Source organism: Paenibacillus pini JCM 16418 (assembly GCF_000576305.1).
Classification (GTDB): Bacteria; Bacillota; Bacilli; order Paenibacillales; family Paenibacillaceae; genus Paenibacillus_AQ; species Paenibacillus_AQ pini.
Map to the genome: position 1 here is coordinate 269,164 of NZ_BAVZ01000003.1, position 13,237 is coordinate 282,400.

Annotated in this window: 11 protein-coding genes and 1 pseudogene; 3 read left to right on the top strand and 9 right to left on the bottom strand. The window is 41.7% G+C overall.

The window, feature by feature from the left end:
• Positions 1–223: 223 nt before the first annotated feature.
• The 3 genes and pseudogenes from JCM16418_RS06590 to JCM16418_RS06600 all read left to right on the top strand — a co-directional run bounded on the left by JCM16418_RS06590 (position 224) and on the right by JCM16418_RS06600 (position 3,505).
• Entirely contained in the window at positions 224–1,174 is a 951-nt protein-coding gene (locus JCM16418_RS06590) for a carbohydrate ABC transporter permease (protein ID WP_036647066.1), read from the top strand.
• Complete coding sequence (locus JCM16418_RS06595; protein ID WP_036647067.1) at positions 1,171–1,995, top strand: carbohydrate ABC transporter permease; 825 nt, start codon at positions 1,171–1,173, stop codon at positions 1,993–1,995. The genes JCM16418_RS06590 and JCM16418_RS06595 overlap by 4 nt, the downstream gene beginning before the upstream one ends.
• Before the next feature lie 128 nt (positions 1,996–2,123).
• A pseudogene (locus JCM16418_RS06600) lies at positions 2,124–3,505 on the top strand (ABC transporter substrate-binding protein).
• Between the two features lie 203 nt (positions 3,506–3,708).
• Here the strand turns inward: JCM16418_RS06600 and JCM16418_RS06605 are convergent.
• The 9 genes from JCM16418_RS06605 to JCM16418_RS06645 form a co-directional block, all read right to left on the bottom strand.
• Complete coding sequence (locus JCM16418_RS06605) at positions 3,709–4,815, bottom strand: hypothetical protein (protein WP_036647068.1); 1,107 nt, start codon at positions 4,813–4,815, stop codon at positions 3,709–3,711.
• Between the two features lie 105 nt (positions 4,816–4,920).
• Complete coding sequence (locus JCM16418_RS06610) at positions 4,921–6,750, bottom strand: hypothetical protein (protein ID WP_036647069.1); 1,830 nt, start codon at positions 6,748–6,750, stop codon at positions 4,921–4,923.
• A 232-nt stretch (positions 6,751–6,982) separates the two neighbouring features.
• Positions 6,983–7,732 (bottom strand): SDR family NAD(P)-dependent oxidoreductase, encoded by a 750-nt coding sequence (locus JCM16418_RS06615; RefSeq protein WP_036647183.1) that lies wholly within the window; start codon positions 7,730–7,732, stop codon positions 6,983–6,985.
• Between the two features lie 114 nt (positions 7,733–7,846).
• Entirely contained in the window at positions 7,847–8,269 is a 423-nt protein-coding gene (locus JCM16418_RS06620) for a DUF2500 domain-containing protein (protein WP_036647070.1), read from the bottom strand.
• 211 nt (positions 8,270–8,480) lie between these two features.
• Positions 8,481–8,666 (bottom strand): hypothetical protein, encoded by a 186-nt coding sequence (locus JCM16418_RS06625; RefSeq protein WP_036647071.1) that lies wholly within the window; start codon positions 8,664–8,666, stop codon positions 8,481–8,483.
• A gap of 134 nt (positions 8,667–8,800) precedes the next feature.
• Complete coding sequence (locus JCM16418_RS06630) at positions 8,801–10,078, bottom strand: WD40/YVTN/BNR-like repeat-containing protein (protein WP_036647072.1); 1,278 nt, start codon at positions 10,076–10,078, stop codon at positions 8,801–8,803.
• A gap of 220 nt (positions 10,079–10,298) precedes the next feature.
• Positions 10,299–11,690 carry a branched-chain amino acid transporter BcaP gene (gene bcaP, locus JCM16418_RS06635; protein WP_036647073.1) on the bottom strand — a complete coding sequence of 464 codons (1,392 nt, stop codon included), beginning with the start codon at positions 11,688–11,690 and terminating at the stop codon, positions 10,299–10,301.
• Between the two features lie 180 nt (positions 11,691–11,870).
• Positions 11,871–12,476, bottom strand: a complete 606-nt coding sequence (locus JCM16418_RS06640) for a nitroreductase family protein (protein WP_036647074.1) — start codon at positions 12,474–12,476, stop codon at positions 11,871–11,873.
• A 30-nt stretch (positions 12,477–12,506) separates the two neighbouring features.
• Complete coding sequence (locus JCM16418_RS06645; protein ID WP_036647075.1) at positions 12,507–13,181, bottom strand: SOS response-associated peptidase; 675 nt, start codon at positions 13,179–13,181, stop codon at positions 12,507–12,509.
• Positions 13,182–13,237: the final 56 nt, after the last annotated feature.

Below are 13,237 nucleotides of genomic sequence, written 5' to 3' on the forward strand. Positions count from 1 at the left end.
CCTTACTTCGTCGATTTCCATATTTCTGTTCCATATTATTGTATGTGCGTTTGCCCAGATGGTGACCACAAATGTAGAAAAAAGTCTAAAAGCTTGTTTACATGCTTATTACAATTTCTTGAATTTATATATTCTGTTTACAACTTTCTGAAGCTCTCTTAATAAGCCTCTCCTATACTGATGTAGGAATGTCCTATATTCAGAAAGTGAGGTTAATCATCACATGGAGAAAGATATCGTCATAGCTCCTCCTTTGTCACGTAAGCCATCTAGAGTAAGATCGACCACTTCGCTTCGTGCTAAGAAATGGAATGAACGTTTTCTTGCTTATGTATTTCTCGCTCCGTCGCTTGTTTTATTTGGCATATTTTTATTTTATCCGCTCATTAAATCGATTTACCTTAGTATGTTTCTTACCGATCCGCAGGGACGGGTTGCGGAATTTATCGGATTCGATAACTTTACCAATGTTTTAACTTCTTCTGTGTTCTACAACAGTCTTTGGGTGACCCTATTGTTCATTCTGTTCACTGTCCCTACAGGCGTTGTATTGGCACTAATCCTCGCGGCATTGTCACATCAGAAACTACGTGGAATGAAGCTGTTCCAATTCTTCTTTTCTCTTCCTATGGCCGTATCTGTAGGTACTGGATCGATCATCTGGATGGTCCTGTATCACCCAACACTCAGCGTGCTAAATTATTTACTTAGCTTCGTGGGTATTCCTGCTATTCAATGGTTGACGGATCCAAGCTGGGCATTGATCTCCATTGCTCTTATGACGGTATGGCTCAACTTAGGTTTCAACTATATTGTGATGCTAAGCGGTATTCAGAGTGTTGGTGAAGATCTGTATGAGAGCGCCAAAATAGATGGTTCCGGTGCATTCCGAACTTTTTTCCGGATTACATTGCCCCTCATTTCTCCTTCACTCTTCTTTGTAAGTGTCGTATCCATAATTAGTGCATTCCAGTCCTTCGCTCAGGTTAACATCTTAACAAAAGGTGGCCCGATGAACAGTACCGACCTATTGGTATATAACATTTATCAGGATGCATTTGTTAATTACCGTTTTGGTATTGGTAGCGCTCAGGCATTAATTCTGTTTGTGGTTATTACACTGCTGACAGTTGTTCAGTTCAAATTCGGTGAAAAGAAGGTGCATTACCAATGAGCATACGCATTTCCCATCAGAGTGTTCTTTACTTGCTGCTATCCATTGCAGCCTTGGTTATTCTGTTTCCTTTACTATTCACACTGTCTTCATCATTTATGACGAGTGCAGAATCAGCTGCCTACCCGCCACGAATCCTTCCTTCTGGTATGGATTGGAGTAATTTCACAAAGATGTTTGATACCATTCCAGTCATCCGCTTTATCACCAACAGCTTCATCGTTTCCACTGCTATTATGGTGGGACAGCTAATCACTTCTGCTATGGCTGCGTATGCGTTCGCCTTTCTCCGCTTTCCGGGTAAGGTACTATTGTTCTCACTATTCCTGTCCACGATGATGATCCCTTGGGAAGTTACCATGATCCCCAACTACATCACCGTTCGCAGCTGGAATTGGATTGATTCTTATCAAGGTCTAATTGTTCCTTTCGTTGCGTCGGCTTTTGGTACGTTTCTATTACGACAATATTTCCTACAGCTTCCACGTGAATTATTTGAAGCTGCCAAAGTAGATGGCTGTGGACATATTCGGATTTGGCTGCGGTTGGTGCTTCCATTATCGACGCCAGCACTCGCGACACTTGCGGTGTACTCTTTTCTAACAAGCTGGAGCAACTATCTCTGGCCACTTCTCATCACGAATAAAGAAAGCATGCGTACGGTTCAAATTGGAATCGGGATGCTTCAGTTTGAAGAAGTGACGGCATGGAATGTCGTTCTTGCAGGCATTGTCACCCTTCTGCTCCCTTCACTGATACTTCTAATTGTGGGACTCAAGCCGCTGGTACGCGGCATTACAGCTGGAGCATTGAAAGGCTAACAATAGCTTATTAATCAAGTTAAATAGGTAAGTTAACCGTGGTCGTAATTATAAATAACTTGGATGCTCAACTATTTATAATTTCTGATAAATAAGAGATGAACACAAAAAGGGAGAGATTGTTGAAGATGAAACCATTCGGCAAGAAATCACTGAGTATGCTGCTTCTGTCCTGTATGATGCTGCTAACAGCAGCATGTGGATCAGAATCCAAAACCACTACAAAAGAGGAAGCAGCTGCGCCAACCACAGATACTGCAAAGGCTACAAGCAGTGAACCGGTAAAGGTTGTATGGTGGCATTCGATGAGTGGAGATTTGGGCAAAGTAGCAGACAAGCTGGTAGCAGATTTCAATTCGACTCATAAGGATATTGTCGTTCAAGGTGAATATCAAGGGAAATATGATGAGAGTTTGAACAAATTGAAAGCCTCACTCGGCTCCCAGAGTGGTCCATCACTCATTCAGGTGTATGAAATCGGAAGCCGCTTCATGATTGATACGAAGGCAATTACTCCAGCGCAAGAATTTATTGATGCTGAGAAATATGATACATCAGGACTTGAACCTAACATCCTTAACTACTACACTTTCGATAAAAAACAATATTCAATGCCTTTTAATACATCCAATCCAATTCTTTACTACAACAAGGATGCCTTTAAAGCTGCTGGACTTGATCCTGAAAAACCACCTACGACATATGCCGAAGTTGCTGAGTATGCTAAAAAGCTTACTACGAAATCCCAAGCAGGTGGATCATTCGCAATTTATGGCTGGTTTATGGAACAATTCTTGGCGAATCAAGGTGCTGAGTTACTGAATAATGGAAACGGTCGTACAAGTCTAGCAACAGCTTCTCAGTTAAATGACGAAGCAGGTGTGAAAACGCTAGACTGGTGGAACCAGATGGTGAAAGACAAAACGATGCTCAATCTTGGTCGTAAAACAGATGATACGGCTAAAGCCTTTGCAGCAGGCCAAATCGCCATGACCCTCGACTCTACTGCTTCATTGCGTAGTATTGTTAGTTCAGCAGAAGGTAAATTTGAAGTTGGTACAGGCTTCCTACCTAAGCCGGAAGCGAACGCTAAAGGTGGAGTTATCATTGGCGGAGCAGCAATTGGATTATGAACAACCGCTCTGAAGCAGAGCAAAAGGCAGCTTGGGAATTTGTTAAATATCTAGCTGAACCTAAGACCCAAGCCGAATGGCATATCAATACAGGTTACTTCCCAATTACGACAAAAGCGTATGACGAGCAAATTGTGAAAGATAACCTTAAGAAATATCCTCAATTCCAAACAGCTGTAGATCAGCTTCATAAGTCTGAGCCGATGCTTGCAACACAAGGCGCTGTAATGGGAGTATTCCCAGAAGCTCGCCAATTGACGGAAACAGCTATTGAAGAAGTACTTAACAATAAAAAGAATTCTAAACAAGCCTTAGATGACGCAGCAAAAACAATTACAAGCAAAATTGAAGAGTATAACAAAACGGTAAGCCATTAAAATCGTTTGCATGAGAATTACCCACCCCTTCGTATCTCGCTACGGGGTGGGTTTTCATTTTGAAAAGATCAATTTGTTATTAGTTTACATAATTTAAATTATGTAAACTAATAACGTTGGACATATATTTATTTTCAAATTTAGCTCCATGAAAAAAGGTGATTATCTAGCAGTCATTCTGCTAAACAATCACCTTACTATATTTATTTATCTTTTAATGCAGAAATTTGAGTCTGTTCATTCACTTCTTGAATGATATTCTGTGCTAGAAGCTCTATGGCCGATGAATCCAATGCATTCTCGTATGCAGCAAAGATATTTCCTCGTACTTCCTTAATCTGAGCCAATAATCCCGTTGCCCACTTCATGGAAGCCGTATATCTTGATCTGATTTCTGCGATCTCATCAGCGAATTTCTCATCTGTACCCGCAGCAATAGCCAGTTCATATACATCAAGGATAACGTCACCTTCACGGCTTGGGAAATACTCATGAGGAGCTGTACTATCGAAGATCGCAATGCTAAGCTCCGGGAAAATGAGCATATCCAAACTGTTTGGATCAAAACCACAGTGATAGATTTCCGTGTTGATTCCTCTAGTTTCTGCCGCTGCAGCTAACTTTTTGAAAAGTGTAGATTTACCGGAACCAGGGCGTCCTTTTACAAGTATGCGAGTATTTAATCCTTCTGTCAGATTTGGAACAAAATCCACTGATCCACTAGATGTAGCCGCACCTAGAAAACGATGAACTCCTCTTCTGGACTCGGTTTGGTAGGGAATTAAATTCTCGTCAATCCATTCCTCTGCAATCCGATCTGCTTCTCCACGGTCCAAATGATCAATGTAGAACTTCTCCCATTCATCATGGATGCGGAGGGTTGTCAAGAATGTCGAGTAAGCTTCTTTATATAAAGACCTAATCTGCTGATCCCATGCAGCAATTGCCTCGGAATCTGCTTCATTTAATGTAGTATTTAAAATACCCTCTGTCTGGATAAAATGGATTTCGGTGCCCTCTAGAATAGGATCAGAGCTCCAAGCATTTCCGTCTACTACAGCGATCCGGGCATCTACTAAGATGATTGCATCTAGTAATTCACTGTCGAGTGGTTCATGTATACAATGGATTCCGCCATCCTTTGTTCTCCAGGCTTCAGCCAGTTCTTGAAGAACTTTAGCATTTCCCGCTCCCGTCCGTCCATTTAGTACAAAGACCGTATCCAACCCGGTCAACACTGAATCGAACAGTGTATATGAACCTGCAGCCGTATTACCGCGTGCAAAATAATGCTTAACTTGATCCGCCATGTCAAACACTCCTTTTCATTCCGAAAAATGATTACACGTTATGTTATGCATGGCGGCAAATCTGTGTGAATGCCTATAGATAAAATGTATTCTATTTACTCTTCTTTAAGGCTTAGCGTTTTTCCAGTAATCATAAGCATGTACGACGTTTCCACTGTATGTCGTATATTCTTGCAGCAAATCTGGAAGCTTAGCTAATTCCTGCTCCATGTATGCCGAGCCTTCCTCGTAGAAGGTAATATGATTACCTTCATGACTTTCCTTCATTTCAACACTAATCAGGATCGGTTTACCTAGTTCGCTTGCAAAGGCTAGCTCCTCCTTCGATATCTTGGCAATACCATTCGATCCTGCTGCCGTGTCACGAAATGCCATTAACGATACATGATCCATTTGGTTAATCATCCACTTGCTTACTGACATCGCTTTATCATCTGGCATCGTGTATTTATCAAGCCACACCGCTAAATCCATACTGGATTGCAGATTTGAATCCTTCTTAAGTTCATTCGTAAACGCAGCTAAATTATCGGTCCATTCACCAATGAGTTCTTGATTATTATCTCTCCATTCCGGTAGTACGTAGGGCTCAATATCAAGATGTATGCCATGGAACCTTTCGTCACCCGCAGCTAAACGATTATATTCCTTCACATAATTCAAGAGCTTCATCATTTTGGGACGATTTTCTTTCAATGCCCAGATTGGATGTCCCCCCATAGCATGCACTTCAATTCCTGCTGCCGATGCCTGCTTCATAAATGAACGATATACCTCATAGGGCTGTTGTAAGTCTAGTCTAATATAGAGCCAATTTAGATTTTTTTCTTTGGCAAAATCCAGAATAGCTTGTCCGTTCTGCAGTACTTCGCCAGCTTCCCAAATGTACGTCCCTCTTACCGTTTCACTACGGACTACAGGATCTGGATCAGGTACGGATGTCCCTGGATCTGGTGTCGGCTGAGGATCAGGATCTGGGTTCGGGTCTGGAGTCGGATCTGGTTTAGGCTCGGGTTCAGGGTCGGTTCCCGTACCCGGGTCTTCTCCGCCGCTATTTACAGGCATGTTCTCCCAATGCCTGAAGTCATGAATTGCCACACCACCGAATGAAGAATACGAATGTAGTAGATCCGATAACTGCTCAAGTGAAGTGCTTAATTGTTGCCTATCTTTTCCGTAAAAAGAAGTGTGACTTTGTCCAGGCATTTCCTTCGTATTCACAGCGATAAGTATCTGCTTACCTAAGCGATCTGCGAGTTCAAGCTCATCCTTCGCTAAATAAACGATGCCATGCTCCGAATCTATGGTATTACGGTAAGCCATAATGGTTACTCGGTCAAATGACTTCATAAACCACTCATTTAGCTTTATGTCTGGATTATCAGGCATTTTATACGAATCGAACCAGAAAGGTAAGTCAATCCCTAGTTCCAGTCCGGAGGATGAAGCAGCGCTAAGATAGGCTTGCATATTATCAATCCAAGAAGATAAGATACGATTCGGATCTTCTTCCCATTGGTCTAGCACATACGGTTCGATATCGAGATGAATACCATCAAATTTGCTTTTTGATGCCGCCGAATTATTATAATTCTGGACCCAATTCACTAGACCCAGTAAACGTTCCCTATGTACTTTGAGAGCCCAGCCTGGGTCACCTCCTAATGCATGAACTGCCACGCCAGCAGCATGTGCATTTTTAATAAAAGGTTCGTAGGCTTCATAAGGTAAATCCCGATTAATTTGTACATAAATCAGGTTAACCCTTTGTTCAGTAGCAAAATGAAGCAGTTGCTCTCCGCCATCCTCAATCAGCTCTGTCTGCCACACCCAAGTTGCTTTGACTGGCTGCTGTGATGGACTCGAAAATCCCATCAATAACGAAGCTGTCAAAGTTAGCAGGATCGCAATCAGCCGAGAGTGAGTGCTCCTCATAAATTCCCTCCATTCCTATGGTTTTATTGCATAACCGCTGTAAATTATAACATTCTTCAAAACAAAAAAGATGAGCCCAAGTCCTTATAACTAGGCTCACCCTCTATATTTCAAGTTATTTCCATGTGCCCAACTGTATAAAAGGAACTATGTCCCTTTTGGAAAACATATCCTTATCCAGTCTCAAAACCCACTACGCACAGGCTTAAGTACCTGTTACATAGGAAAAAAGTTATGGTTCATAAATCATTTTACGGGTCATACCTCCGTCAATAACGAGATGAGTCCCAGTTACAAAGGTATTATTGGGATCAGCCAAATAGAGGCAGGCTCTAGCAATATCATCGGGTGTGCCTACTCGGCCAGCAGGATGCTGGGAATGATCCGCGTTACTAAGCGAACTATAATCCTTAGTTTCTATCCAGCCCGGACTAATACAGTTCACCCGAATCCCTGCTTCCCCAAAGGATATAGCCATCGCATGGGTCAACGCGAGAATTGCTCCCTTGGACGCTGCATAGGCTTCCGTTTCAGGTTCGGACATCATCGATCGAGTGGATGACATATTCACGACAGACCCACCGGTCTTGTTATTTTTCATATACTTAGCCGCCTCCCGAGTAGCTAGAAAACAGCTTCTGGCATTCGTATTCATGACATCATCCCACTCCTCAATCGTCAAATCATAGGGGGATTTCCAGCGAGCCACACCTGCATTATTAATCAGAATATCAATCGTTCCGTATTCTTCAGCAGCCACCTTCATGAAATGCTGAATATCTTGTTCTTGCCTGACATCACATGATATATAGATCGCTTGTCCACCAGTATTTCGGATTGCAGCAGCCACAGCAGCCCCTTTCTCATCATCATGATCAGCAATAGCTACAAGTGCACCCCTAGAAGCAAATACTTCAGCTACGCCTTGCCCTATTCCTTGGGCGCCTCCAGTAATCAAGACAACTTTATTTTCAAATGACATCTCTACTCCTCCTTTATTTAAAATCATTAAGTTCCTCCATTATATCGAAAGCTGCCTTCAGATAACAAAAACCGACCCTTCCGAGTCGGTCTAAAATCTGAAAAAGTATTCAGTCTAATACTCTGAACTCCTTTTGTGGAGATCATCCTGAGCCGCTACGCGCATGTACCGCTGAAATCCCATATAACGCGTCCCCTGAAAAGTCAGGCGTCCGGAATCTCCTTCTGCACATAAGCCATATTGGTTGCCACTCACTGCGAATTCCATCCGATCACCACTCTCCACTTCAAAGGTTAGATAATAATGGGTTCGAGAGTAGCTGGACATTTGATCATTTGCATCATGATGGTGAGTGACTTTATTTCTCTTGCTGACAATTCGGGAGTCGACGGTTAGCAAGGGCTCCTTATTATTTCGGTTCCACTGTAGAACTGCCCTCCCGGCAGACAGCAGAATAATCGCAACGATGATCACGAAAAAAATCGGCATGACTTTACCAAAAAAGTCGAACATCCAAAAAGATGAATCTCCTCCCATGCTTCTCCCCCTTCCATCATGTCCCTTATATCCATGCCCTGCCTGTCATTTACATGTATATGCGGTACTCATCAGAACTTGATAATTCCGGGTAAAGTTATATGCGAGAAAACGGGTTTATATTTAATAAACATGCAAAAAGCCTCTATGCCCAATATAACTGGCTTCAGAGGCTTATCCATCACATGCAACAGGTTTCCAGCAATGCATCTTACGCATGCATCATCTGTAGATACAACGTTGTTTCATCCAGATCCTTAACCGCTTCAGCGAGCATACCCTTCTCTGCCCAACATGCCTTACATTTTTCTTCCGTGTCACATAAAGCGGCACCTTCACAGGTATAACAGTAATGCAGTAAATTGTGGGTTGTCATTTCCATTTCGTTGGTTGTCATTGTTCTCACTCCTATCTAACTTCATCATCCCTTCTACACTTTTAAGATACCACCTCATTTCATAATATAATGTGATTTATTTCACAAAATACGGAGAAAGACGGTGTTTTCTCCGTCTTCCTCCGTATTTTTTTCTAAAGACCATTCCAAGTAATCCCGCCGTCCTTTGTTTGCATCAATAAGGAACGTCTTTCGTCACTCTTCTCAATCAGCATCCAACCTACATTAGAGGATTGGAACTGTATCTTTACAACCTCAGGGTATCGCACCAGATTTTTCTTTAGAATGTCACTCTCTGGCAATGCCGTCCATGTCTTGCCCTGATTTAGCGTATGATATAACGTACTTCCATGAAGCGACCAACCTTCTTTATTATTCAAAAAAGTAGGTCTGATGAGTTTATTGACACCCGTATTCCAGTTCATATTGAATAGAGTAAAAGTCCATGTTTTTCCGCCATCGCTAGTAAAATACCCATTATATTTCGTATTCTTACCCAGGTTACAACCGATAGGAATCCAAGCTTCCTTATTATCCGCACTTAATAATTGTGGAGCGGCCGTATTATAGGAGGTACACACTCCCAATTTCTCACGATTAAAGAATTTAGGTACGATAGTCCAGTTACTTCCCGCATCATTGGTTGTATACAGCTTAGGCTCACCAAGATCCTGAACCATCACAAAACCTTGTGTTGCATTAAAAAAAGACATGCCTATTGTATATCCATTCTGAGATATTACCTTGTTAACTTGCCCCTGCGACTGAACGGAATTATTCTTGCTTAACATTTGTACTTTCCATAAAGATCCCCCGTCATCCGTACGATAAAGGGTTTTGTCTTCCTTACCTGCTGACATATTAGAAGATGTCAGTAACCATCCACGCTTCGAGGAGTTGAAAAAGAGAGCAGATACATCACTCGTCTGTGGAATAGAAGTGATATTCCAATTCTCTCCACCATCCGTTGTATGGAGTACGATCGTCTCACTCGTACCAGATGCGCTACGAACAATCCAGCCATTCATTTTATCTTTAAAAAAGATATCCTTGCCATATCTCGGATTAGCTGAAAATAGAATATTAGCCGCAGGTGATATATTAGACCATGTCTTACCATTATCTTGTGTAAGATACATCCTCATAGAATTTCGCGTAAGACCCCAAGCGATTCCTGAGGTTTCGGTAATAAGCTGGAAATCTGTTAATCTCGTCTGAATTTGATATTTGGATTTCGCATCTGTATTCTTCTTTGTTGTATCTGGTGTAACAACGTTTAACGTCTGTCCCTGCTCAGTTGGCTCTGTTAATACGGGAGCTGATGCCTCTTCTATTGTAGATGATGAAGAGCATCCTGTTAGCAGCAGACTAATGATAATGCTTGATCCAATTAATTTATGCCATATTGTCAAAAGATGTCCTCCTTCCCCTTGGGAAGCTACTACAATATTAACTTCTAAGTAAAATAGTATATCATAATTACGACTTATGCCATAAGATATCGAAAAAAGGGAATAAGTAGCATGGTTAAACAGATTAATTTTTAATTATATTAATTAACATAAAATTTATTATGTAAACTAATATAATTAAATCAAGACCCTGCAATTGGCAAGGTCTTGATTCTGTTTTCTATTTATTCAATTTACTGCGTCGGTATCCGTATAAGAAATATACGAATAGCCCCACTACCATCCATATGATAAAGCCAATCCATGTGAAAAGCTGTAAGTTGATCATCAAATATAAACAAGCAGCGGCACTTAACAGCGGAATAAGGGGTACCCACGGTACACGGAAACCTCTACGAATGTTAGGACTTGTTTTACGCATGGCTATTACCCCTAAAGACACCACTCCAAAAGCGAACAATGTACCAATGCTTGTCAAATTAGCAAGCTTGTCGAGTGGAACAAAACCGGTTAATAATGCAATTAATATTCCTGTAATCCATGTACTTGCAATGGGAGTCTGCGTTTTCGAGTTAACACTGGATAATAAGTTAGGTAATAGTCCATCACGCGAGATGGCAAACAATAGCCGTGTCATTCCGAATAACATAACAAGCAGTACGGTTGTCATACCCGCGATAGCCCCCACGGAGATTAGACCTGCAAGCAAATTCTGATCCACGAAACGTAGTGCAAAAGCTACGGGATCGCTAACGTTTAGCAATGTATATGGAACGATACCTGTTAATACCAATGATACCGCTATGTACAAAACCGTACAGATCGCAAGCGAAGAAATAATCCCAATCGGAAGATCACGCTGCGGACGTTTCACTTCTTCAGCAGCCGTCGCAAGTGCATCAAAACCAATGTAAGCAAAAAATACGGTGGCCGCCCCATTCACGACTCCACTCATTCCAAAGGGTAAGAATGGGGTCCAATTGGACGGTTTAACATAGAATGCACCGACAATTAGAAATAAAAAAACGACAGCCAGTTTCACAACGACCATCACTCCGTTAAATCGTGCCGTTTCTTTCATACCGCGAGTTAGTAACGCTGTGATCAACAAAATAATAATGATGGCCGGAAGATCTACAAATGTTCCTTTTGAAGCATTATATGCACCCGTTAATACCATAGGTAAATGCAATCCAAATCCGTCCAAGAGTCCTGTAAAATAGGCTGACCAGCCGCTCGCCACCGCTGCTCCAGCTACACCATACTCCAGAATTAAATCCCAACCCAGAATCCAAGCAAGCAGCTCTCCAAAAGCCACATAACTATAAGCGTAGGCACTCCCTGAAACCGGGATACTTGATGCAAATTCCGAGTAGCAAAGCGCTGATAATACACATGCAATTGCGGCCAAAACGAATGACAATACGAGTCCAGGGCCCGCATGTTCTGCAGCTGCTACGCCAGTTAGTACAAAAATTCCTGTACCAATAATGGCACCTACACCTAATGTAGTTAAATCGAAAGCTCCAAGTGTCCTTTTTAAATTACCACCCGAAGAAGATGCTCCATCTTCTGAGAATGGAAAAACTGGTTTTTTGCGAAATAAATCCATTTCGTTCTCCCCTTAAGTATGCTTATCTAGGTGTATGTAATAATCATTGCCCTTTAGAGACAACGTTAAAACATTATGTTCTTTTGACATTTATTTGTCAATGATAATAAAGAAGAAACGCTTATCCGTTCTCAATCACGGGTAAGCGTCCTCTTATTAGGTGATTACATACATTAGGAGTTAATGGAGTATTTTCACTCGCTCTTCAATCGGCTGGAACTCTTTCTCGCCTGCTTCTGCTGTTGGTTTGCCAAAAGGCATCTGCGCAATCAGCTTCCATGTAGCAGGAATATCAAATTCGGAATGCACCTGATCATCAATAAGCGGATTGTAATGCTGGAGCGAAGCCCCTAGCCCCTCTAATTCAAGTGATGTCCAGATCACTAGCTGAAGCATACCTGATGTTTGATCAGACCAGATCGGAAAGTTATCTTTGTAGAGCGCAAACTGGTTCTGCAATTGTTTGACAATATCGGTATCCTCAAAAAATAAAATGGTTCCATAGCCACTTAAAAAAGAAGTTATTTTTTCTTCTGTTGCTTTAAAGGCTTCATCATTATTTACCACTTTACGCAAGGTATCTTTCGTAATGATTTCCCAAAGCTTATGATGATGCTCTCCAAATAAAACGACGACCCTTGATGTCTGCGAATTGAAAGCAGAGGGTGTATATTTAACAGCATCACCGACGATTTCTTCAATTTTAGACTCCGGAACAATTACATCACTACTAATTGAATATATCGAACGTCTTTTCTTTAAACCTTCAATAAATGGTGTAGACATCGCGGGCTGTACCTCCATGTTGTGAGATGATTAATGTTTGACCCAGGCCATCTGTAAGTCCATTTCCTGAATGCAGTCCAGACTGTCATGTGAGTTATTATTGATCAATGGTGAGACTGGATAAGCGCGCATCTCATCAGCTTCATAGGTGCGTAAGATCGGATAAAGCTCCCTTATATCCGTCGTTTTTTCATCAAGCCATTGATCCATATCATCCCGTGACAAGATGGCTGGCATCCTATTATCATAATCCCCAATTAACGGATTTGCATCCGTCATCACGAGTGTACAGGTACGAAGCGGTTCTCCGCGCGTATCCCGCCAAACTTCATATAACCCGGCAACTCCAAACATACTTTGATCATTCATGACCACTCGAATTGGATATGCTTTCTTGCCTTCGATCTTCCAATAATAAAATCCATTACAAGGAATAACACATCGCTGTCTGTCAATCATTTTGCGGTATGAAGGATTCTCATGTACTGTTCGTATATCAGCATTGACAGCATCCTTCCCCCAATAAGGAATAAAGCCCCAGCGAAATTCATCAAGAATTCGCTCACCATTCTGCTGAAGAATGACAGGGGCATGTTGAGTAGGGCTAATATTATACCGATTTCGATAATAATACATCACCCGATTCACTTGAAAATGCTCTTGCACGACAGGCAAATCAGCTGCTACCGAATAACGTTGGCACATACGCCACTCACCTCCATTTTAAACCTAGTGTTTGCTATAGGAGGTAAATTATTCAT

Excerpts from the sequence above, each read along its gene's own strand:
- JCM16418_RS06590 (WP_036647066.1), top strand. The coding sequence starts at position 224 with ATGGAGAAAGATATCGTCATAGCTCCTCCTTTGTCACGTAAGCCATCT.
- JCM16418_RS06595 (WP_036647067.1), top strand. The coding sequence starts at position 1,171 with ATGAGCATACGCATTTCCCATCAGAGTGTTCTTTACTTGCTGCTATCC.
- JCM16418_RS06605 (WP_036647068.1), bottom strand. The coding sequence starts at position 4,815 with ATGGCGGATCAAGTTAAGCATTATTTTGCACGCGGTAATACGGCTGCA.
- JCM16418_RS06610 (WP_036647069.1), bottom strand. The coding sequence starts at position 6,750 with ATGAGGAGCACTCACTCTCGGCTGATTGCGATCCTGCTAACTTTGACA.
- JCM16418_RS06615 (WP_036647183.1), bottom strand. The coding sequence starts at position 7,732 with ATGTCATTTGAAAATAAAGTTGTCTTGATTACTGGAGGCGCCCAAGGA.
- JCM16418_RS06620 (WP_036647070.1), bottom strand. The coding sequence starts at position 8,269 with ATGGGAGGAGATTCATCTTTTTGGATGTTCGACTTTTTTGGTAAAGTC.
- JCM16418_RS06625 (WP_036647071.1), bottom strand. The coding sequence starts at position 8,666 with ATGACAACCAACGAAATGGAAATGACAACCCACAATTTACTGCATTAC.
- bcaP (WP_036647073.1), bottom strand. The coding sequence starts at position 11,690 with ATGGATTTATTTCGCAAAAAACCAGTTTTTCCATTCTCAGAAGATGGA.
- JCM16418_RS06640 (WP_036647074.1), bottom strand. The coding sequence starts at position 12,476 with ATGTCTACACCATTTATTGAAGGTTTAAAGAAAAGACGTTCGATATAT.
- JCM16418_RS06645 (WP_036647075.1), bottom strand. The coding sequence starts at position 13,181 with ATGTGCCAACGTTATTCGGTAGCAGCTGATTTGCCTGTCGTGCAAGAG.